Here is a 20,357-nt window from a genome sequence, read left to right on the forward strand (position 1 = left end):
CCGCGACCAGTTCCTCGTAGATCTCGATGAGCCGCCGCAGCGTCACCTCTGGAGCGAACACCGACTCGTAACGGGCCCTGGCGTTCGCGGCGAAACCCGGGTCCTTCGCGACCGCTTCGAGCCCGCGCGCCAGCGCCTCCGGCGTCGGCTCCACCGCGACCCCCGCCGGAGCGTCCGAGTCCGCCCCGGCGATGAACGGCGACCCGCCCATGCGCGTCGCCACCACCGCCCGCCCGCTCGCCAGCGCCTCGATCCCGGTGGTCGGCAGGATGTCCTGCCACACCGAGGGGATCACCACCGCCGCCGAGGCCGCCAGAGCCGCGTCCCGCTCGGCCGCCTCCAACTGCCCGAGATAGACCACGTCCCCGCGCTCGGCCGCGGCCGCCTCCACCAGCGGACGCAGCGGGCCGTCCCCGGCGACGCGCAGCACCTGCCCCGGCAGATCGGCCAGGCGCCACGCGTCCAGCAGCAGCGCGACCCCCTTCTCCGGCACCAGACGCGCCCCGAACATGAAACCCTCGCCCGGCGCGCTCGCCCCCGGATCGGCCACCGCGTTCGGCTTCACCCGGATCTGCCCCGGAGCGATCCCGATCCCCTCCAGATAAGCGGCCATCGCATCGGTCAACGCGATGAACCGGTCCACGCTCCGCCACGTCCCCCGGTGCGCCCCGAGCGCGACGGCCATGACCGCCGACTGCGCCCGCGAACCCCGGTAGCACGCGTGAGCGACCCCCGGCGCGTTCCAACGCCGCCCATGGCAGTCGCGGCAGTCGTGCCCGTCCCTGAAATAGAGCCCGTTCATGCAGTCGTGCCGGTAGTTGTGAATGGTCTGCACCACCTTCACCCCGTGGGCGTGGGCGGTGCGCACCACCGACGGCGACAGCAGCGGATAAGGATTGTGCAGATGCAGCACGTCCGGCCGCTCGCGCTCCAGCAGCGCGCCGAGCTCCCGCTGCGTCCCCGCGGCGTGCACCGGCGAGGCGACCAGCGCCGCCTTGCGGTGCGGCGGCAGCGCCCCGATCTCGTCCGAGGAGCGCAGGAACGGCACCACCTCGACACCCGCCTCCGCGAGCGCCCCGATCTCGTAGTCCACGATCACGTTCTCGCCCGAAGGCTGCGCCGAGGAGTACCGGTTGTGGGCGACGACGATCTTCACAAGGGCCCTCACTGAGTCTCCGGGTGGCACGGACGGCACTCGGCTCGGCCGAAGATACCGCAGCGGCAGAATAGGTGTAGGTTGTCGGGTACCGTGTCGGCGGGCCGCCCGGTACGGAGACGCAGCGCCGATCTCCGCCCGCGGACACTCACCTCCACCGTAAGCTGACGACCGCAGGGATGTGCAGTGGCTACGAGCCTGGAACGCCCAGCAACGCAACGCCCAGCCGGGAATTTCGGACGGACGGGGACGCATGTGGCCGGTGCTCGCGAAGGACGTGACCCTCAGCTGGTCACCAACGGAGTCACCCGCTCCGCGTGGCGCCGCCTCGTCCGCGCCTCCAACTGGCACCGCTACTACCAGGGATCACTCGTCGGCGGCGACCTCTTCGCCGCCCTCCTCGCCAGCGTCATCGCCGTCAACCTCACCCCCACCCCCCACTCCGGCTTCAGTACCTACGACCAACTGAACTTCTTCAACCTCACCGTGTGGCTCCTCCTCCCCGCCGCATGGGTCCTCACCCTCTGGGGCACCGGCTCCTACGACCGCCGCTACTTCGGCATGGGCAACGAGGAGTTCAAGCGCGTCATCCGCGCCTCCATGTTCATGCTCGCCCTCGTGTCCTTCATGGCCCTGACCTTCAAGGCCGACGTCTCACGAGCCGCCGTCGCCGTCATCCTCCTCGCCGCCGCCATCCTCATCTGCGCCTCCCGCGGCGTCGCCCGCTACACCCTCCACCGCGCCCGCGCCGCCGGAAGGGGCGTCCAGCGCGTCCTCCTCATCGGCGCCTACCCCGAGGCCCTCGAGGTCTACCGCACCGTCCGCCGCGCCCCCGCCGCCGGACTCGTCCCCGTCGGGATATACGTCACCGAAGGCGCCTCCTCGGTCCGCAACCTCGACACCCCGGTCCCGGTCTTCGCCGGGACCGACGTCGTCACCTGCGCCGAGCAGCTCGAAGCCGACACCCTCGCCGTCTGCGGCTCCGCCTCCGCCGATGCCGCCGACCTGCGCCGCCTCGCCTGGCAGCTCGAAGGCACCGGCCGCGACCTCGTCGTCGCCCCCCAGCTCACCGACATCGCCGGCCCCCGCGTCCACATCCGCCCCGTCGAAGGCCTGCCGCTCCTCCACGTCGAAGAGCCCAAGATCTCCGGCATCGGCTGGCTCATCAAGAACATCCTCGACATCTCCTCCTCCGTCCTCGGCCTCATGGTCCTCTCCCCGCTGTTCCTCGCCGTCGCCATCGCCATCAAGGTCGACAGCCCCGGACCCGTCTTCTTCCGCCAGAACCGCGTCGGACGCGACGGCGAGACCTTCTCCTGCTGGAAGTTCCGCACCATGTACATCGACGCGGAAGAACGCCAGGCCGCGCTCATGATGCACAACGAGACCGACGGCCTCCTGTTCAAGATGAAGGACGACCCCCGCATCACCAACGTCGGCAAATGGCTCCGACGCACCTCCATCGACGAGTTCCCCCAGCTCATCAACGTCGTCCGCGGCGAAATGAGCCTCGTCGGCCCCCGCCCCCTCCCCGCCGAGAACGGCGACTTCCTCGGCGACGTGCGCCGCCGCCTCCTCGTCCGCCCCGGCATCACCGGCCTGTGGCAGGTCTCCGGCCGCTCCGACCTCTCCTGGGACGACGCGGTCCGACTCGACCTCTACTACGTCGACAACTGGTCCCTCACCACCGACCTCCAGATCCTCTTCCGCACCGTCGCTGTAGTCTTGCGCCGAAAAGGCGCGTACTGAGCGCCGCCGCGCCCCAGCCCCCGGCCGCACCGAACGGGCACGACGGCGTGCTCCGAGCCGATACACAGCCTGCGCCCAGGTGAACGCCAGGCCAACCCTGATAATCTGGGAAATTGATGACTACTTACGGAACCGGCAGCCGCATCCTCGTGACGGGCGGCGCGGGCCTGGTGGGAAGCCACCTCGTCGACGCGCTCCTCACGAAGGGCTGCGACGTGACCGCCGTCGACAACTTCTCCACCGGCTCGCGCGGCAACCTCACCGCCCACCCCCGCCTCACCGTCGTCGAGGCCGACGTCACCGAGGGCCTGCCCGTCGGCGACGCCCCCTTCGACGCCGTCCTGCACTTCGCCTGCCCCGCCAGCCCCGTCGACTTCGCGACCCTCCCGGTCGAGATCCTCCGCGTCGACTCCATCGGCACCTTCCACGCCCTCGACCGCGCGCTGGCCGACGGCGCCCGCTTCCTCATGGCCTCCACTTCGGAGGTCTACGGGGACCCGCAGGTGCACCCGCAGCCGGAGTCCTACTGGGGCAACGTGAACCCGATCGGGATCCGCTCCTGCTACGACGAGGCCAAGCGCTTCAGCGAGGCCGCCGTGGCCGCCTACCACCGCCACAAGGGCCTGGACGCGGCGATCGTGCGGATCTTCAACACCTACGGGCCCCGGATGCGCCCCGACGACGGCCGGGTCATCCCCAGCTTCATCTCCCAGGCCCTCGCGGGGGAGCCGCTCACCGTGACCGGCGACGGCCTCCAGACCCGCTCGCTGTGCTACATCGACGACCTCGTGCGCGGGCTGGTCCTGCTGCTCGAATCGGGGGAGTACGGGCCGGTGAACCTCGGCACCGAGTACGAGCTGACGGTGCGCGAGATGGCCGAGATCATCCTGCGCCTGACCGGCTCGGCCTCGGCGATCGAGTACGTCGACCGGCCCGCCGACGACCCCGAGCGCCGCCGCCCCGACCTCACGGCCGCCCGCGAGCTGCTCGGCTACGAGCCGCAGGTCCACTATGAGGCCGGTCTCAAGACCACGATCGACTTCTTCGCCGCCGGGCACCGCTGACCGAGGCGCGAGTCACGTTCGCGGCCGGACGCGCTGCGGCGCGGAGGTTTTCGCGACGCGGGCGGGCCCGCACGGTCGCGTCCCCGGAGCGGACACCACGTAAGCTGGCACCATGACGTATTCCGGTTCCAACTACCGCGGCAGCGCCTCGGTTCCCCCGGCAGGCGGCGGCGACGGCGCCCGCTTCGCCGCCGCGGCGACCGGCGGACCGACCCGGCGGGGCCTCATCGGCTCCGGGATCGGCCTGGTGGCCTCGATCGCGGCGACCGGCGGCGGTGTCGCCATCTGGTCCACCGCCAACAACACGAACAACGACCTCGACCGGCCGTTCGACCTCGACGCGATCCCCGAGGACGACCGCCCCGACAAGCGCAACGGCGCGATGAACCTCCTGGTGATCGGCTCCGACCACCGCGCGGGCGCCGACGAGTCCGACGCCCGGTCGGACACGAACATCATCATGCACGTCAACGAGGCCGGCTCCGAGGCCTACGGCATCTCGATCCCCCGCGACCTGTGGGTGCACATCCCCGAGTACGCCGACGCCTCCAACTACCCCGAGTACACCGGCTCGAACGCGAAGTTCAACGCCGCGTACGCCTGGGGCGGGGTCCCGCTCACCGTCCTGACCATCGAGTCGCTCTCGGGCGTGCGCATCGACCACGTCGTGGAGATCAACTTCGACGGCCTGGTGCAGGTCGTCGACGCGCTCGGCGGCATCAAGATGGACATCGAGGCGGCCGACGCGAGCGGCTACTACGACGAGACCGGCGTGACCTCGATCCACGGGGACCGCTACTTCTTCCCCAAGGGCGAGAACTTCCTCACCGGCGAGCAGGCCCTGGACTACGTGCGCCAGCGCAAGCAGTGGGCCCGCGGCGACTTCGCCCGGATGCAGCACCAGCAGGAGCTCATCAAGGCGATCATGGACGCCGCGCTCAGCGCCGGGGTCCTGACCGACCAGGGGCGGCTGCGGAGCTTCATCGACTCCACCTCCGACGCGGTGAAGGTCGACACCTCGTTCAACGTGGTCGCGACCGCGATCAACCTCATGGACCTGCGCAGCGACGACCTGGTCTTCATGACCGCGCCGAACCGCGGCACCGGCACCGAGAACGGCGAGTCGGTCGTGCTCTACGACGAGGAGAACGGCGCCGACCTGTGGGCGGCCGTGGCCGACGACGAGGTCGGGGCCTGGGTCGAGGCCAACGACGAGTCCGAGGGCGCCTAGGTCGTTCCGAAGGGCCCGGGCGGTTCGCCCGGGCCCTTCGCCGTGTCCGCCGACGCGTTTCGGACCGCTCCCGCCGCCGGGCACTGGTGCACCGGAAGTGCTTGGTGCGCCTGGTGATTCGTCTGCATCGCACTGTGCATTGTGTGGTTCGATGGACTGATCCCGAAGCCCGGCAGTGTGATCAAGGTCGTACGATGTGCGCAACGTTCCTTCGAAGAAGAGGCTGAGCCGATGGCAGAGAACGACGGGACCAAGTCCGACGACAACGAAGCGTTCGTACCCGACTTCGACATCTCCAGGCCCACCATCGCCCGCGTCTACGACGCGCTGCTGGGCGGGAAGGACAACTTCGCCGCCGACCGCGAGGGCGCGGCCGCGTACGTCAAGTACGTCCCCGACGCCGAAGGCTGCGCCAGGGAGAACCGCCAGGCCCTCGTCAAGGGCGTGAAGTACCTGGCGAAGCAGGGGATCGACCAGTTCCTCGACGTCGGCGCCGGCCTGCCCACGATGGAGAACACGCACCAGGCCGCCCAGTCGGTCAACCCCGACGCCAAGGTCGTCTACGTCGACAACGACCCGATCGTGCTCGCGCACGGACGGGCCCTGCTGGCGACCGACGACTCCACCACCGTCGTCACCGCCGACCTGCGCGACCCGCAGAGCATCCTCGACCACGAGGACGTCAAGGCGGCGCTCGACTTCACGCGGCCGATCGGCCTCATGATCGTGGGCCTGCACATGCACTTCCACGACGACGAGCAGCCCGACGAGTGGGTGCGCGTGCTCCTGGACGCCTGCCCCGCGGGCTCCTACCTGTTCATCACCGACTTCGTCGACACCGGTGAGCCCCTTCAGAAGGGCATGGAGAAGGCCGGGCTCGAGAGCCTCGGCAACGGCTGGATCCGCACCCCTGAGCGGATCACCGAGCACTTCCTGGGCCTGCCCCTGGTCGAGCCGGGCCTGGACTTCCTGGCCCGCTGGTTCCCCGAGGAGCCCGACAAGGAGGTCCCGGCCGCCGAGGAGCTGGAGCCCTTCCAGCGGATCCTCATGGCGGGCATCGGCTACAAGGCCTGACCCCCACGACTCGGCAGGCGCGCGGCGGCACCCGCGCGCCTTCGTCGTCTCCGGGGCGGGGTCCGCGGCCCCGATGCGACACACCACAGGGCCTCACTCGATCGAGTGAACTTGCGAAACGGCGACGCGTTCGTCCACCGGGCGGCGCCGGCCGCGGCGGTTACTAGCTGTAACGCTCGCGCAGGATCCGGTGCAGGAACTCCTGGGTCTTGTTCGGCTGCGTGGCCTGGACGCACAGGTGCTCCATGGCGGCCTGGTAGGCGTCGATCTCGTTGTCGCGCTCCAGGTACTGGCCGCCGGTGAGGTGCTCCATGTAGATGACGTCGTTGAGCTCTTCATAAGCGAACCGCAGCCACGTGAAGGGCGCCCCGGCCCCGGAGTGGGCGCCGGAGGTGAACGGCACGATCTGCACGCGCACGTTCGGGCGGTCGCAGGACTCGATGAGGGACTGGATCTGGCGGCGCATGACCGCGGCGCCGCCGAAGGGGCGGTGCAGCGCGGCCTCGTCGATGACCGCCCACAGCTCGGGCCGGCGCTCGTCGCGGTCGAGGATCTCCTGGCGCTTGAGGCGCACGTCGATCCGCTTGTCGATCTCCTGGAGCGGGGTGTGGCCGTACCCGAGCATCATCACGGCCCGGGCGTAGCCCTCGTGCTGGAGCAGGCCGGGGATGATCTGGACCTCGTAGGTGCGGATCCTGGAGGCGGCGCCCTCCATGTCGAGGTAGTTGCCGAACCAGTCGGGCAGGTAGTCGCTGTAGCGGTGCCACTTGCTCGGCTGGTTCGCCTCGCGGGCCATGTCGACGAAGCGCTCGATCTCGGCCTCGTCCTTGACCCCGTACATGATCATGAGGTCGCGCACGTCCCGCAGCCGGAAGGAGACGCGGCCCAGTTCGACGCGGCTGATCTTCGAGGCGGAGCCGCGGATCTCCTCGCCGGCGTCCTCGCGGGAGATGTCGGCGGCCTCGCGCAGCCGGCGCAGGTTGCTGCCGATGATGACCCGCAGGGTGGTCGGCCCCGTCGGCAGGTCCTCGGACTTCGGTTTCGGCATCGCTCTCCTCCTCCCGGGTCAGATCTGCGCGGACGAAAAACTCACCCTGACAGGGTAGCCGCTAGGCCCGTCCCGCCAGGGTGAGTGTGCTGCCCAAGGGCTCTCGCCCTGATGCTTCAGGCGATCAGGTCGTCGAACTCGCCGTCCTTGGCGCCCTCGACGAGGGCGCGGATCTCGGCGACGGTGTAGATGAGGGCCGGGCCCTCGGGGTCACGCGAGTTGCGGACCGCGATCGCATCCCCGCCGGGAAGCGCGGCCAGTTCCACGCAGTTGCCGCCGTTGGGGCCGCTGCGGACGCTCTTGCGCCAGGTCAGTGACGAGGGGAGTTCCCCTGCCGGGATGCCGTTGCGGGCCTTGTCCATCAGAGATTCCTTCCACCAATGGCCGGACCGTCCGGCCGGATTCCCTCTTGCATCGGCCGACATTGAGGTCGCCGGCATCCCGCGGTCGGGCGCTAGCAGACCGGGTCCGCGGCGGACGATTCCGACATCCCCAATGAAGGCCGGACTCAGTGTCGCACATTACACAGGGTGATCGCACATGAGGATGCCAGCGCAGATGCACGTGCATCTGCCCGGTGTCGATGCATGTTACGATGGCTGTGACAATGCACATAACCGCTCTTGCGCTTCTCGTGCGATTGTGGTCACGGACTGATCCCCGCCAACCGACGTTCGGTCGGCGGCGGGCGGAGCCTCCGGAGTCTCGGAGCCCCGCCCGCCGGCCCCGACGTTCCGCATCGCACAACCGGACACGCCAGTCGTCACGCAGTGCCCGACGGGGTTCGCCCCCGAAGGCCGGACAATCGCCCGGAGAGGGGTTGGGTGCCATGGAACGTCTCGAGGCGCAGACGTTGGTACAGGCAGCCGCGGCAGGCAAGCTGCGGAGCTCGATGTGTCAGCAGGTGATGGCGCTCGAGTACGACCGGGGCGGACACGTCCTCTACCGCTGCGCGCGCTCCTGCGGGAAGCACACCGCCGACGCCGGGCACGTGCAGGCGGGGCTGCTGTGGCACTACCGCGGTCGCAGCCTCGGCGAGCACTACGGGCTCCCCGACGAGGCGATCGTCGACGAGATGTTCGCCGCGCTCCAGCTCGCCTGGATCCGCGACGGCGACATATACACCGCGAGGTTCCGATGAGGACCACGCGAGCGCGCCGCTCGGCGCGCCCCTGAGACTTTGTTCTGTCTGGTGGGATAGAGCCTCGGGGAGGCCGGTGGGGGCCTCCCCGAGCTCTGCACCAGACCCATTGCTTGCGAACAGTGCTGACACACCGAAGCGGGCGGGACCGACAGGCCCCGCCCGCGCTCGCGTCCGGTCTAGCTGACAGTGATGTTGGAGTTGCCGCTGGACTGGTAGCCCTCGGTCGCCATCACCATGTAGTAGTCGAAGGAGCCGAGGTCCATGCCGACCTGGGACCAGGCGTCGAAGTGCGCGCCGGTGTCGATCGAGCCGGAGCTGCGACCGCCCTGGCGGACGCTCCAGTACTGCGCGAACGTCGCCGTCCCCTCCACCGACGGGGCGTCGTAGCGCATCGAGTGGGCGAGCGTGTAGGTGCCGCCGTCGAGGTTGGCCGTGCCGCGGACGTCGGCGCTGCTGCTCGGGTCGTAGGGGCCGTGGGATTCGACGATGTAGTACTCCACGAGCGGGTTGGAGGTCCAGCCGTAGAGGGCCAGGTACCCGTTGCTGCCGTGGTTGACCGAGCCGCTGTAGCTGACCGTGCGGCGTCCGCCGTTGCTCCAGCCCTTGCCGCCGACCCAGTTGTTGGTGCCGTTCCACTCGGAGCTGTAGTTGCCTCCGGCGCCGAGGGTCATCGAGACCGAACCCGGGGTGTCGGTCCAGAACGAGAAGTAGTAGCCGTTGTGGGTGCCCTCCTGGTTGTCGGTGATGGTGTCCTGGGCGAAGGCGTTGCCGGTCGCCAGGAGCCCGGCGCCGCCGAACACCAGGGCGGCGCTGCCGCCGAGCAGGAGACTCCTGCGGTTGATGGGGTTGCGCGGCGATTCCTCGCGAGCGTGGTTCTCAGACATGCATCCTCCAGAAGCATCGATCGGTTTCGATGCGATAAGTATGGAGTTGCGGCTTTGGCGTGTCAAGAACTTCCGGAGAATTTCCGGAATTTATCGGAAAGCCTTAGATGAGAGCGCACCCATATACTCCCTGATCACAGGTCCGTGAGCGTCCGCTAACATTGAGAAACATCGATGCGAACGTCTGTTTCAGGCCCGAACGGGCACGAAATTCCCCGGAAGTTTCGGAATCTGTTCCGGAATGGACAAAGCGGACGTATGTTGACGTGCGATTTCAAGTGGGCGCCGCGACGGCTACCGGCCGGCGAGGTGGAGGATCAGCAGGAGCAGCGCCGCGGCGAGCAGCAGCCCGCCGGTCAGGAAGCACACCCGCGCGGGACCGGACCGCCGCTCGCCCGCGGGCGCCGCGAGCATCACCGCGGCCGAACCGAGCGAGACCAGGACGGCCATCGCGATGTAGACCGGCGTCCGGTACATCCACGAGTACAGCACGAAGTGCATCGAGGTGACCGCCGCGAACGCGAAGGGCACGAGCGCGTACTGGCCCCTGACGACGAGGTAGACCAGGAACGGCAGACCGAGCAGTTGCGAGGTGCCGATGAGGATCGACAACTGCGTGATCTCCGCGGCCACCGGCCGGTCCGGGCCGATCGCCCCGATGAGCGCCGAGAGGCCGAGCGCCGCGGGGAAGGCGACCATGCCCTGGAAGAGCGTCGCGAAGGCGGCCGTCCGCTCCGCGGCCCGCCGCCAGAAGACGCCGCAGACCAGCCACGTCAGGCCGTACGCCGACAAGAAGGCCACGCCGGACACGTTCTGCTCGGCGAGGAGCCGCAGGGACTCGACCAGGTCCACCGCCACCCGCCTCCCCTCGGCACCGAACGCACCGCGCGGCGGCCCGCCGCACGACCCGATCGTAGGACGCCCGCCCACCGAGAGCAACGCCGACCGACTGCGACGAAAAAGGCCGAACCCGAACAGGCCCGACCCCACGACTCAACGCTGGTGCCCCCGGCAGGATTCGAACCTGCGACGCACGGTTTAGGAAACCGACGCTCTATCCCCTGAGCTACGGGGGCGGCAGTGCACGATTCTAGCCCATGGGACCAGTGCGACGGCGGCCCCGGCCGCGCGCTCCCGACGGGACCGGGCCCCCGATCCGCCGCGAGAAGCGCCGCCGCGCCGGCCGCTTGCCCTCCCCATGCGAAACGGCCGCCTCTCGCGCACCTCCGATCGCCGCCTCGGCGCGAGTCCCGGTGCGCCGCCTCGCGTCTCGGTGGCACGAATGCGGGGTTCCCTTCCCGGCGCGGGCCTCGTAAATTGGAAGGGTGAGCTCCCGACCCCGCCGACGCCCCCACCAGCTCACCGTCCTCGCCCGCCTGGTGCAGCACCGGCTGCGCCTCCCGGTGATCATCGCGGTGTGCGCCTCCATCCCAGCGGTCTTCCTCACCGTCGGCACCGACGGATACCTCGCGCTGACCGGCAAGTTCATCGGCTGGATCGCCGGCGCAGTCCTGTGGTTCGAATCGATCGTCCTGCTGCTCGCCGCCGAGAACAAACGCGACTGGCTGCGCCGCCACAAATGGCTGCTGCTCGTCTCCGCGCTCACCCTCGTCAGCCTCCTCGCCGCCGCCGGCGGCGCCCAAGTGCTGCGCCTCGCCTACCTCCTCGGCACCTTCCGCGCCCTGCGCGCCAAGCGGATCTTCGACGCCGCCAAAGTCCTCGGCCGCCACCTCAGCCTCGGCATCTGGTGGAAGACCGGCATGTTCACCGGCGCCGGCGTCGTCGCCGCCGCGACCGCCGCCTTCCTCCTCCTCGACCCCGACGCCGAGTACCGCGAACTCCTCCACTGGTTCGACGCGAACCTGCGACTCCTCCCGATCTTCGTCGCCGGCGCCGTGCTCACCGCCGCCACCTGGATCGTCGTCCGCTCCCGCAACCCCGCGAAGCACTTCACGGCCACCCCCTCCCTCCCCGAGCAGCGCCGGCCCTCCGAATCGACCGAGACCGCCGAATCGCCCTGAAGGGACCGCCCTCCGATCGTCCTTCCTCGACTTTCCCGCCCGTTCGAGTAGGCTCGGGCGCGTGGATACCGACGACCTGATCACCTTGACCGGCCTGCGAGTGCACGGACGCCACGGCGTGTTCGCCCACGAGCGGGAGGCCGGCCAGGACTTCATCGTCGACGTCGCACTGCGCACCTCCACCGCCGAAGCCGCCGCCAGCGACGACCTCGAGCACACCGTCGACTACGGCACGCTGGCCGACACGCTCGCCGACATCGTCGCCGGAGAACCGGTCAACCTCATCGAGACCCTCGCCGAACGCCTCGCCGACGCCTGCGTCGCGCTCGACCGCGTCCGATCGGCGAAGGTCACCGTCCACAAGCCGCAAGCGCCCATCGCCCAGCAGTTCACCGACGTGTCCGTCACCGTCGAACGCAGCGGCCGCCGCACCGCGCGCGGCGGCGCCGACGACCTGCCGGACCACACCGATCACCGGCTTCGCCGAGAGGGAGGCGGCGTATGAGCCGCGTCGTGTTCAGCATGGGCTCCAACCTGGGCGACCGGGAAGCGAACCTCACCGCCGCCATCACCGCAGTCGCGCCCCAGGCCGTCTCCGAGGTCTACGAGACCCTCCCGTGGGGCGGCGACGACGAGCAGCCCGCCTACTACAACATCGCCGTCATCGCCGAGGACCCCGACCGCGGCGCCGACGACTGGCTCGCCCTCGGCCAGCACCTCGAAGCCGAGGCCGGACGCGTCCGGGACCCCCGGCGCCCCTACGGCCCGCGCACCCTCGACGTCGACCTCATCGCCGTCTACGACGAGGACGGCGCCCCCGTCCACCGCTCCGAGGAGCGACTGACCCTCCCGCACCCCCTCGCCCACCTGCGGGCGTTCGTGCTGGTCCCGTGGTTCGCCGTCGACCGCGACGCCGAACTCCCCGGCAAGGGCCGCGTGAGGGACCTGCTACGCGACGAGTCGATCGCGGCGGACGCGCGCGCACTGCGCCGCCTCCACCCGATATGGTCGGGGCACGGCGACCCTTCCAAGCCGTGAACGGGGGCAGCATGAGCGACGACCAGCCCGGCCGAGGGCCGAGCCTGCGACCCACCGCACCGTCCACCCTCGGGGTGGCCGGCCTGGCAGGGGCCGCCCTGACCTTGCTCCTCGTCGCCCGCTACTACCAGCAGGCCCCCGAACTGGCCTGGTACAACTCCCTGGTCATCTTCGTGCTGGCGGTACTGCTGGCGTGGCTGGCCTGGACGACCCGGAAGGCCCTGCGCCCCGGCCGAGGACGATCGCGCGCGGCGGTCATCGCGGACGGCGCGAACGGCACTTCCCCGGCGCCCGGCCGACTCGCCGGCCCCGAGCACGCCCTCCAGATCGCCCGCTTCGCCGTACTGGCCAAGGCCGCCGCGGTCGCGGGCGCCCTGTTCTTCGGCGCCTACCTGGGCTTCACCGTATGGCTCGCCATCCAGTCCGGGCGGCTGACGGCCGCGGCCGACGACCTGCCCTCGGCGGTCCTCGGCACGGTCGCCTGCGCGGCCCTGACGGCGAGCGCGCTCTGGCTCGAGTACTCCTGCCGCATCCCCCCGCAAGACGACGACAACGGCAGCGACCCGGACGAGGACCGCACCCGTCCTTGACCACCCCACCCACCCGACCGCAGGACCCATTCCCCCGCCTTCCCCCGTATTCCGCGCGTTTAGAGGTGCGCTCCATGAAGTTTGACTCCCCCAACCGAAGCGGCGACCGCGACTCGACCGCGACGATGAGCCTCGGCTCAGCGAGCGACGCGCAGACGGGCCCCGAAGACGACGCCCCCACCGACCGCATGGCCGTCCACGTGGTCTGGGAGATCGGCCTCCTGCTCCTCGCCGGCGGCGTCCTGTTCGCCCTCACCCAATCCGCCACCGGACCCTTCGCCGAAGGCTCCTGGCAGGCCTTCTCCGCCGCCCTCGCGCCCCTGCTCATGCTCGCCACCGCCATGGCCGTGTCCCTGCGCGTCGGCTCGGTCAACCTCGCCGTCGGCCCCATCGCGCTCATCGCCGCATGGATGTTCGTCGACGCCTCCAGCAACGGCTCCATGGTCGCCCTCGCGATGGGCCTGGGCGCCGCCGCGTTCATCGGCATCGTCCTCGCGACCCTCTCGGCCTGGCTGCGCGCACCCGGCTGGGCCGCCAGCGGCGCCGTCGGCGGCGCCATCGGCCTCTGGGCCGGCAGCGCCGGCGAACCCTCCGCGTTCCTGCTCGAAGCCCTCCCGAACACCGGCGTCCTCGCCGCACTCGGCGCCGCCGCAGGCCTCTCGCTGTTCCTCGGCCTCGTCGGCGCCTTCGCCGGCGTCCGCGCCCGCCTCGCCCCCATCCGCGACACCCCCGCCGGCGAACGCCACGGCCGCGGCGGCCTCGTATTCCTCGGCGTCCTGCTCTCCTCCACCCTCGCCGGCGCCGCCGGCGTCGTCGCCGCCTGGACCGCCGTCCCCGAGACCGGCGCCGCCGGACTCCCCGACCCGATCCTGCTCACCGTCCTCGCCCTCGGCGCGGCCCTGCTCGGCGGCACCAGCCTCATGGGCCGCCGCGGCGGCGTCTGCGGCACCGTCTTCGCCTCGGTCATGGTCCTGTCGCTCATGTGGCTCGCCCAAGCCCGCGGCTGGACCTTCGACCCCAGCTGGATCGCCCTCAGCGCCATCGTCGCCGGCTTCCTCGTCACCCGCCTCGTCGAGGCCATGAACACCGTCGACGAAGAAGAGGCCGCCTCCACCAGCCGCGCCGGCTCCCTCGCCGACCTCCACGAGGACGACCCGCTCCCGGCCGACCGCACCGACTCGTACGAGCAGTACGACGAGGACCTCGCCGACCTCGGCTCCGGCGGCGACCCCTGGGCCGTCTCCGGCGGCATCCCCCAGGCCGGAACCCCGGCCGCCGACCCGTTCGGCGCCTCCGGCGTCTTCGACGACCTCCGCGACACCCAGGGCGGCTACGGCACCCGCTTCGGCCCGGCCACCGACAACGACCGGCGCTACGGGCGCTGAGAACCCCGACAGAGGAACGACCATGACCTACGTACCCCCCGAGCGCGGCGACGAGCCCGCACAGGACCAGACCCGCCAGCTCGACGTCTCGCCCGCACCCGGAGGCGCATACCCGGCCGTCGGCAACGGCGTGGACGCCCAGAGCGCCCAACCGGTCGACCCCTTCGCGGGCCGGCCCGCCGCCACCATCGGCTACGCCGAGCAGGAGACCCCGCGCGACCGCCTCCTCTTCCAGTTCATCTGGGAGGGCATCCTCGTCCTGCTGACCGCCAACGCGCTGTTCCAGGTCTACCTCAACCGCGACGACATCTTCGGCGCCGAGTTCGACCTCGACGCGGTCGGACCCCACCTGACCACCGTCACCGCCCTGCTGCTCATCGCGGCCGGACTCGGACTCTCCCTGCGCCTGGGCGCGGTCAACCTCGCCGTCCCGGCCCTGCCCGCACTCGTGGTGACCACCCCGGCGGTGTTCATCACCGACAACCTCCTCGTCGGCCTCGGCGCGACCGCGGCCGCAGCCGCCGTCCTCGCGATCGTCTTCACCGTGCTCACCGCGGTCCTGCGCCTCCCCGCATGGCTCGTCGGACTCGCCACGCTCCTGGCCATCGGCGCCTCGTTCACAGGCCTGCGCGAACTCTCGGAGCGGCTCAACGCGGGCGAGCCCGACTCCTGGTCCAACCCGGGCGCGCTCTGGCTGTTCGTCGGCGCCGTCGCCGTCTCGATCGCCGGCGGCCTCATCGGCCTGCTCCCGGCCGTGCGCGACCGCTTCAGCGCGGTCAAGGACGCCATCGAGGGCACCGGCCCGCGCGACGGCAAGTCGGTCTTCACCCTCCTCGGCGGCACGTTCCTGGCACTGCTGCTGGGCGCGCTGGCGGGCTTCGTGCCGCTGGCGTTCGGCCTGGTCCCCGAAGGCGCGTTCGGACTGCCGGTGGTGGGTTCGTACTCGGTGGACATGAACGCCACGGTGTGGCTGACCCCGATCGCGCTCATCGTCGTGTTCCTGGCCGGGACCAGCCCGTGGGGCCGGCGCGGGGGCGTGTTCGCGACCTCGCTCGCGGCGGTCGCGGTGTGGGCGCTGATCCTGGTGTGGCAGCACCTGGGGAGCACCTCCTCGGACCCGAGGCTGTACGCGGAGCTGGCGGGCGTGCTGTACGTGGCGCTGCTGCTCATCGGCCTGTTCGTCTCCTACGGCCTCGACCGGTTGGGACGCCCGAAGGAGGTCGCTGAGCCGGAGGACCCGGTGTTCTCCGGCGAGATGCCCCCGTACGACTCCCCGAGCGGCGGCGTCGACGACAGCGGCCTGTTCGAGCCGACCCTGCCCGACACCTCCCCGCCCCGATAGCGAACGCGCGCAACGGGTCGGTGGTGGCCGCGGGCCGAAGGCCCGCGGCCACCACCGACCCGTCGTAAGTCAGCGACGCAGGAGAACGGGAACCCCGTTGGACCGCGCCCGGAGCGGCTGTGCCGCCCGGGCGTTTCTCATTGCCTGTGGATAACTCTGGCGCTTGTGAGCAGGCGAAATAAGGAATACTCGCGAAGTTATCCACAGGCGGAAAACTTTTGTTGCAGTGGCCCTTGGCAGCGGGTTTAGTAGATATCAAAAAAGGAGTCATTCCGGTAGGGACGGGATGGCGGCGACATGAGGGGATTCGCGAACGTCGCCATACCGAGATCGGGCGCGGGAGCCACCCGCGCCCGGTCCCCGTCACCGCCGCTCCTCCGCGGAGCGAAGCGAGGCGGCCGGGCAAACCAGCCCGGCCGCCCCGCAAGAACCACCGCCTTCACGATCCCGAACGCGGTTACACGCACGAACCCGGACACGGCTTCAGGCACGACCCCGGACGCGGCACTGCTACACGACGATGACTCGAATGCCGGCCTCTTCGAAGCCGCGGAGTTGCTCGGGCGGGGCGTTGCCGTCGGTCACCAGGGTGTGGACCCGGTCCGTGGGGCAGATCCGCGCGAAGGCGTGGCCGCCGATCTTGGAGCCGTCGGCGATCACCACGACTTTCCTCGCACGCGCGGCCATCAGCGCGTTTATGGCCGCCTCGCCCTCGTGGTGGCTCGTCGCGCCGAGCTTCATGTCGATGGCGTCCACGCCGAGGAAGGCGATGTCCAGGGTGATCTCCCGCAGGATCGGCGCGGCGAGCGGGCCGATCAGCTCGTAGGACTGCGGGCGGACCACGCCGCCGACCACCACGACCTTCAGGTGCGGGCGCACGATCAGCTCGTTGGCGATGTTCAGCGCGTTCGTCACGATCGTGAGGCCCGTGGAACCCGGGGTCGCCACCAGGTCGGTGCGCATCGCCAGCGACCGGGCCACCTCGGTGATCGTGGTCCCGCCGTTCAGTGCGATCACCTGGCCCGCGCTCACCAGTCCCGCTGCGGCCGTGCCGATCCGGTGCTTCTCCTCGACGTGCCTCGCGGTCTTGTACCGCAGCGGCAGATCGTACGAGATCCCGCCCGCGACGGCGCCGCCGCGGGTGCGGGTGATCATCTGCTGCTGGGAGAGCTGGTCGAAGTCGCGGCGGATCGTCGCCTGGGAGACGCCGAGCCGCTCGGCCGCCTCCTCCACTGAGATCCGTCCGGTCTCTGCGAGGATCTCCAGCAGGGTGTTCCACCGGGCATAGCGGTCCACGTCGCTCCTCGGGTCGGGATCGCGCGGTCTGCACGATAGTGTTCGAAGTACGTCTGTTGGCGCTCGGGCGGTGCTCAAGTCATGCTCGCGCGCTCATTGACATTCTGCCGCACCGGGGCGCCCGCGCGCACCCCGGATCGAATGGAAGGAGCGCCGATGGACGGCGTCATGCTGCCGGCCGTGGGTCGGATCGTCACCCCCGACGGCGTGGTCAACGGGACCCTGCTGGTCGACGGGGACCGGTTCGAGGGCATCCTCGAACGCGAGGGCGCCCCGACCGGCTGGGTCCTTCCCGGTTTCGTGGACGTGCACTGTCACGGCGGCGGCGGCTTCTCGCTGGCCAACGGCAACCCGGACTCGGCCCGCGAGGCGGCCGCCTTCCATGCGTCGCGCGGGACCACGACCCTGGTCGCCTCGCTGGTCTCCTCCACCCACGAGTTCCTGCTCGAGGCCACTGCGGCCTTGCGGCCCCTGGTGTCGGACGGGACCCTCGCCGGAGTCCACTATGAAGGGCCTTATATCTCGGCCGCCAAGTGCGGGGCCCACGCCGTCGAGGCGCTGCGCGATCCCGACATCGGCGAGCTGACCGAACTCATCGAGGCGGGCCGCCTGGACGGCGGCGGCAGCGCCGTGAAGATGGTGACCGTCGCCCCCGAACTCGACGGGGCCTTGGCTGCCATCGAGTTCCTCGACCAGCGCGGCATCGTCCCCTCGATCGGGCACACCGACGCCAGCTACGAGCAGACCGCCGCCGGCATCGACGCGGGCGCCCAGGCCGCGACGCACCTGTTCAACGCCATGCGCGCTTTCAGCCACCGCGAGCCGGGCCCGATCCCGGCACTGCTGGACGACGAGCGGATCTTCTCCGAGATCATCGCCGACCCCGTGCACCTGCACCCGGGCACCATGCGCTTCGCGTTCGACACCTCGCTCCCGGCCTGGACGCTCCTGGTCTCCGACGCGATGGACGCCGCCGGGCTCGCCGACGGCACCTACATGCTCGGCCGCCACGAGGTCGACGTGGTCGACGGCGTCGCGACCGTGGCCGGGACCGACACCATCGCCGGTTCCACGATCACGCTGCTGGACGCCTTCCGCAACGCTGTTCGCCTGGCCGGTCAGTCGGTCCAGGCCGCTTCGCAGATGGCCTCGGCGACTCCGGCGGAGCTGTTGGGCCTCAACGAGGTCGGTGCGATCGAGACGGGCAAGTACGCCGACGCGGTGGTGCTCGACGACGACCTCAACCTGGTGTCGGTCATGCGCCGCGGCGCCTGGCTCAAGGTCTGAGCCGCGCGCCCGGATCAAAGTCTGAACCGTGATGCCGCGCTGTACGGCTGATCCGGCCGAGAGTCGCAGTATTGCGCCGCGACGCCGCGCCGAACGAGTGAGCCGCTGGGGACTCGCGGCACTGATACCGCGATGCCGAGCCGGACGAGCGATCCGGCGCCGAGTCTCGGTGCTGAACCGCGATGCCGAGCCTTACTGCCGATCCGGCGGGGATTCATGGCGCTGAGCCGTGGCGCCGCGCCGAACGGTTGATCCGGTGGGGATTCGTGGTGCTGAGCCGCGACGCCGTATCGATCGGTTGATCCGGCAGGCACTCGCGGCACTGGGCCGCGACACCAAACGGAACGGCCGATCCGGCGCCGAGCCGTGGGACCGGGCCTCGACGCTCCACTGAGTACTGATCCGGGCAGCGCGAAACGGGCCGGTCCCGCAGTCCCCGCAGACTGCGTTCCCGGCCCGTTTCCCATGCCGCCCCGGCGTTTCCGTGCGCCGAAACCGCCGACTCGGCACCGCTAGAACAGCGGCGCAGTGCTGTAGTTGATCGCGGTCCCGCTGGCGCCGAAGATGATCCAGTAGGCCAGGCAGAACGTGAAGAACGAGAGGATGCCCAGCACTAGGCCCGCGATCGCGTAGCCCTTGTTCGTGGCCTGCCCCTTGTTCGCGCGGCTCCAGCCGATCGCGCCGAAGACGATCGCGAGCACGCCCAGCGGCCAGGTGAACCAGTTGACTCCGGGGACGAACGACAGCACCACCGCGATGATGCCGCAGACCAGCGCCGCGGTCCCGAGGCCGTTGCGCGGCTGCTGACCTCCCGGCACCGGTCCGTCGCTGTTGTACGGCGGAGGCGGCGGCGGGGGAGGAGGCACCGCCCCGCCCGAGTACGGGTCGAATCCGCCGCCGACGGGCGGCGGTGGCGTCGAAGGCGGCTGCGACGAGACGGGCGGGATCGGCGGAGTGCCCTCCGGCGTGCCGGGCGCGCTCTCGGAGGCGGGACCCCATCCGCCGACCGGTTCGTCGCCGGACCGCTCCGGCTCGGGCGGGTCGGGGACCGGCGGATACGTGGTCATGGTGGCCTCCATGTCTTGGGACATCGATTCGCGGACATCGGTTCGCGATGTCGCCTCACGGTGCCGTGCCTCGGTGCCGTGTGCAGCCGGCGCGGCTTCGACCGTGAGCGGTGCCCGTTCGGCGCCGGACCGGCTCGTCCGCGCACGGCACCGCTGCCCGCAAGGTAATCCACACCCCGCCGGTGATGTGCCGATTCAGCCGAAACAGGCGCCTCGCGGCGGGGCTGGAGCCGGGCCGCGGACACGCGGTCGGACCGGGCGCGGTGCGTGGAAACGGGTTCGCCTGGTTCAGCGGAATCACGTGCCTCGCGCCATGTCGGTCCCGGGCCTCAGACGCTCGGTCGGACCGGGCGCGGTGTGTGGAAACGGGTTCGACCGGTTCTGCGGAAACTGGCGCCTTACGGCGGGGCCGGAGCGTGGCTGCGGGGCACTCGGTTGGACGGACGCGGTGCGTGGAAGCGGGCTTGACTGGTTCTGCCGAATCCCGCGCCTCACGCCGGATCGGTCCCGGGCCGCGCACGCTCGGTCGGACCGGGCGCGGTGCTTCAGCGCGGGCTCGGTTGGGTCTGCGGTTCCGCTTCAGTCGGTGTCGCGCCGGGACTTGACTGCGCCCAACTGGTATCCGTCCGGCTCCGTTCCGCAGTCGCCGCCCGACCCTCGGCTCCCGCAGTCGCGCCGGTTCGAGAACTCCTTTCGGTTTTTTTCCGGTTAGGGGTTTACTACCCGTCAGTACGCGAGTAGAAATGAGTTACGGATCCGGAAGGACTTCCCGGGGACACGGTCTCCGCAGATCGGAAGGATTCGCGCACAGCCACCGAGTACCCACGTGCGACCTGAGCCGTCGGGAGGCACCGCGGGTCCCGCACCTAGGAGCAGGACACCGCTATAAAAGACTTCACGCTTGGTAACTCGGTTTGGATGTGGAGCTAGTTGCGAGCGGCCCAGTCGAGGCACCATCCGACTGGGCCGTATCGTTGCCCG

General features: G+C 70.4%; 18 protein-coding genes, 1 tRNA gene and 1 pseudogene. 12 read left to right on the forward strand and 8 right to left on the reverse strand.

The window, feature by feature from the left end; genetic code table 11:
- Nucleotides 1-4 precede the first annotated feature (4 nt).
- Nucleotides 5-1,156: pseudogene (locus tag IF12_RS26300) on the reverse strand (glycosyltransferase family 4 protein); the annotation flags it as partial.
- A 186-nt stretch (nucleotides 1,157-1,342) separates the two neighbouring features.
- Between IF12_RS26300 and IF12_RS0118430 the strand changes: the two are divergent.
- From IF12_RS0118430 to IF12_RS0118445, 4 genes are all read left to right on the forward strand, one after another.
- On the forward strand, nucleotides 1,343-2,905 hold the full coding sequence (locus IF12_RS0118430) for a sugar transferase (protein ID WP_081913732.1): 1,563 nt from the start codon (nucleotides 1,343-1,345) through the stop codon (nucleotides 2,903-2,905).
- Between the two features lie 116 nt (nucleotides 2,906-3,021).
- On the forward strand, nucleotides 3,022-3,969 hold the full coding sequence (locus IF12_RS0118435) for a UDP-glucuronic acid decarboxylase family protein (RefSeq protein ID WP_030161003.1): 948 nt from the start codon (nucleotides 3,022-3,024) through the stop codon (nucleotides 3,967-3,969).
- Between the two features lie 112 nt (nucleotides 3,970-4,081).
- Nucleotides 4,082-5,200 (forward strand): LCP family protein, encoded by a 1,119-nt coding sequence (locus IF12_RS0118440; RefSeq protein WP_051704577.1) that lies wholly within the window; start codon nucleotides 4,082-4,084, stop codon nucleotides 5,198-5,200.
- Between the two features lie 231 nt (nucleotides 5,201-5,431).
- On the forward strand, nucleotides 5,432-6,274 hold the full coding sequence (locus IF12_RS0118445; protein ID WP_030161007.1) for an SAM-dependent methyltransferase: 843 nt from the start codon (nucleotides 5,432-5,434) through the stop codon (nucleotides 6,272-6,274).
- Between the two features lie 163 nt (nucleotides 6,275-6,437).
- Here the strand turns inward: IF12_RS0118445 and IF12_RS0118450 are convergent, their stop codons facing one another.
- Together IF12_RS0118450 and IF12_RS0118455 are read right to left on the reverse strand one after the other, a co-directional pair.
- The gene (locus tag IF12_RS0118450; protein WP_030161009.1) at nucleotides 6,438-7,322 is read right to left on the reverse strand and encodes a helix-turn-helix transcriptional regulator; all 885 of its coding nucleotides are present in this window, start codon (nucleotides 7,320-7,322) and stop codon (nucleotides 6,438-6,440) included.
- A 116-nt stretch (nucleotides 7,323-7,438) separates the two neighbouring features.
- A complete protein-coding gene (locus IF12_RS0118455; RefSeq protein WP_030161011.1) occupies nucleotides 7,439-7,684 on the reverse strand; it encodes a DUF397 domain-containing protein in 246 nt (81 codons plus the stop codon).
- Nucleotides 7,685-8,151: 467 nt separating this feature from the next.
- Between IF12_RS0118455 and IF12_RS0118460 the strand changes: the two genes are divergently transcribed.
- Nucleotides 8,152-8,463: a hypothetical protein gene (locus IF12_RS0118460; protein ID WP_133884453.1), complete on the forward strand. Its 312-nt coding sequence runs from the start codon at nucleotides 8,152-8,154 to the stop codon at nucleotides 8,461-8,463.
- A 179-nt stretch (nucleotides 8,464-8,642) separates the two neighbouring features.
- Here IF12_RS0118460 and IF12_RS0118465 read toward each other — a convergent pair whose 3' ends face one another.
- The 3 genes from IF12_RS0118465 to IF12_RS0118475 all read right to left on the reverse strand — a co-directional run bounded on the left by IF12_RS0118465 (nucleotide 8,643) and on the right by IF12_RS0118475 (nucleotide 10,426).
- Complete coding sequence (locus IF12_RS0118465) at nucleotides 8,643-9,350, reverse strand: glycoside hydrolase family 11 protein (RefSeq protein WP_030161015.1); 708 nt, start codon at nucleotides 9,348-9,350, stop codon at nucleotides 8,643-8,645.
- Nucleotides 9,351-9,644: 294 nt separating this feature from the next.
- Nucleotides 9,645-10,208 carry a hypothetical protein gene (locus IF12_RS0118470; protein ID WP_051704578.1) on the reverse strand — a complete coding sequence of 188 codons (564 nt, stop codon included), beginning with the start codon at nucleotides 10,206-10,208 and terminating at the stop codon, nucleotides 9,645-9,647.
- 142 nt (nucleotides 10,209-10,350) lie between these two features.
- A tRNA-Arg gene (locus IF12_RS0118475) sits at nucleotides 10,351-10,426 on the reverse strand.
- Between the two features lie 249 nt (nucleotides 10,427-10,675).
- Here IF12_RS0118475 and IF12_RS24370 point away from each other — a divergent pair.
- The 6 genes from IF12_RS24370 (at nucleotide 10,676) to IF12_RS0118505 (ending at nucleotide 15,726) form a co-directional block, all read left to right on the forward strand.
- Nucleotides 10,676-11,371, forward strand: a complete 696-nt coding sequence (locus IF12_RS24370) for a hypothetical protein (protein WP_051704579.1) — start codon at nucleotides 10,676-10,678, stop codon at nucleotides 11,369-11,371.
- A gap of 61 nt (nucleotides 11,372-11,432) precedes the next feature.
- Nucleotides 11,433-11,876: a dihydroneopterin aldolase gene (gene folB / locus IF12_RS0118485; protein ID WP_081913733.1), complete on the forward strand. Its 444-nt coding sequence runs from the start codon at nucleotides 11,433-11,435 to the stop codon at nucleotides 11,874-11,876.
- Nucleotides 11,873-12,409: a 2-amino-4-hydroxy-6-hydroxymethyldihydropteridine diphosphokinase gene (gene folK, locus IF12_RS0118490; RefSeq protein WP_030161023.1), complete on the forward strand. Its 537-nt coding sequence runs from the start codon at nucleotides 11,873-11,875 to the stop codon at nucleotides 12,407-12,409. Before folB ends, folK begins: the two co-directional genes overlap by 4 nt.
- 11 nt (nucleotides 12,410-12,420) lie before the next feature.
- Nucleotides 12,421-12,999: a DUF3180 domain-containing protein gene (locus tag IF12_RS0118495; protein WP_030161025.1), complete on the forward strand. Its 579-nt coding sequence runs from the start codon at nucleotides 12,421-12,423 to the stop codon at nucleotides 12,997-12,999.
- A 74-nt stretch (nucleotides 13,000-13,073) separates the two neighbouring features.
- A complete protein-coding gene (locus IF12_RS0118500) occupies nucleotides 13,074-14,384 on the forward strand; it encodes a hypothetical protein (RefSeq protein ID WP_030161027.1) in 1,311 nt (436 codons plus the stop codon).
- Between the two features lie 22 nt (nucleotides 14,385-14,406).
- Complete coding sequence (locus IF12_RS0118505; RefSeq protein WP_030161029.1) at nucleotides 14,407-15,726, forward strand: hypothetical protein; 1,320 nt, start codon at nucleotides 14,407-14,409, stop codon at nucleotides 15,724-15,726.
- A gap of 510 nt (nucleotides 15,727-16,236) precedes the next feature.
- Here IF12_RS0118505 and IF12_RS0118510 read toward each other — a convergent pair.
- Entirely contained in the window at nucleotides 16,237-17,022 is a 786-nt protein-coding gene (locus tag IF12_RS0118510; RefSeq protein ID WP_030161031.1) for a DeoR/GlpR family DNA-binding transcription regulator, read from the reverse strand.
- Nucleotides 17,023-17,178: 156 nt separating this feature from the next.
- Between IF12_RS0118510 and nagA the strand changes: the two genes are divergently transcribed.
- Entirely contained in the window at nucleotides 17,179-18,309 is a 1,131-nt protein-coding gene (gene nagA / locus IF12_RS0118515) for an N-acetylglucosamine-6-phosphate deacetylase (protein WP_231492645.1), read from the forward strand.
- 512 nt (nucleotides 18,310-18,821) lie between these two features.
- On the opposite strand, the gene IF12_RS24375 is transcribed toward nagA, so the two are convergent.
- Nucleotides 18,822-19,376 (reverse strand): DUF4190 domain-containing protein, encoded by a 555-nt coding sequence (locus IF12_RS24375; protein ID WP_133884452.1) that lies wholly within the window; start codon nucleotides 19,374-19,376, stop codon nucleotides 18,822-18,824.
- Between the last annotated feature and the right edge of the window lie 981 nt (nucleotides 19,377-20,357).

Source organism: Glycomyces sp. NRRL B-16210 (assembly GCF_000719515.1).
Taxonomy (GTDB): domain Bacteria; phylum Actinomycetota; class Actinomycetes; order Mycobacteriales; family Micromonosporaceae; genus Glycomyces.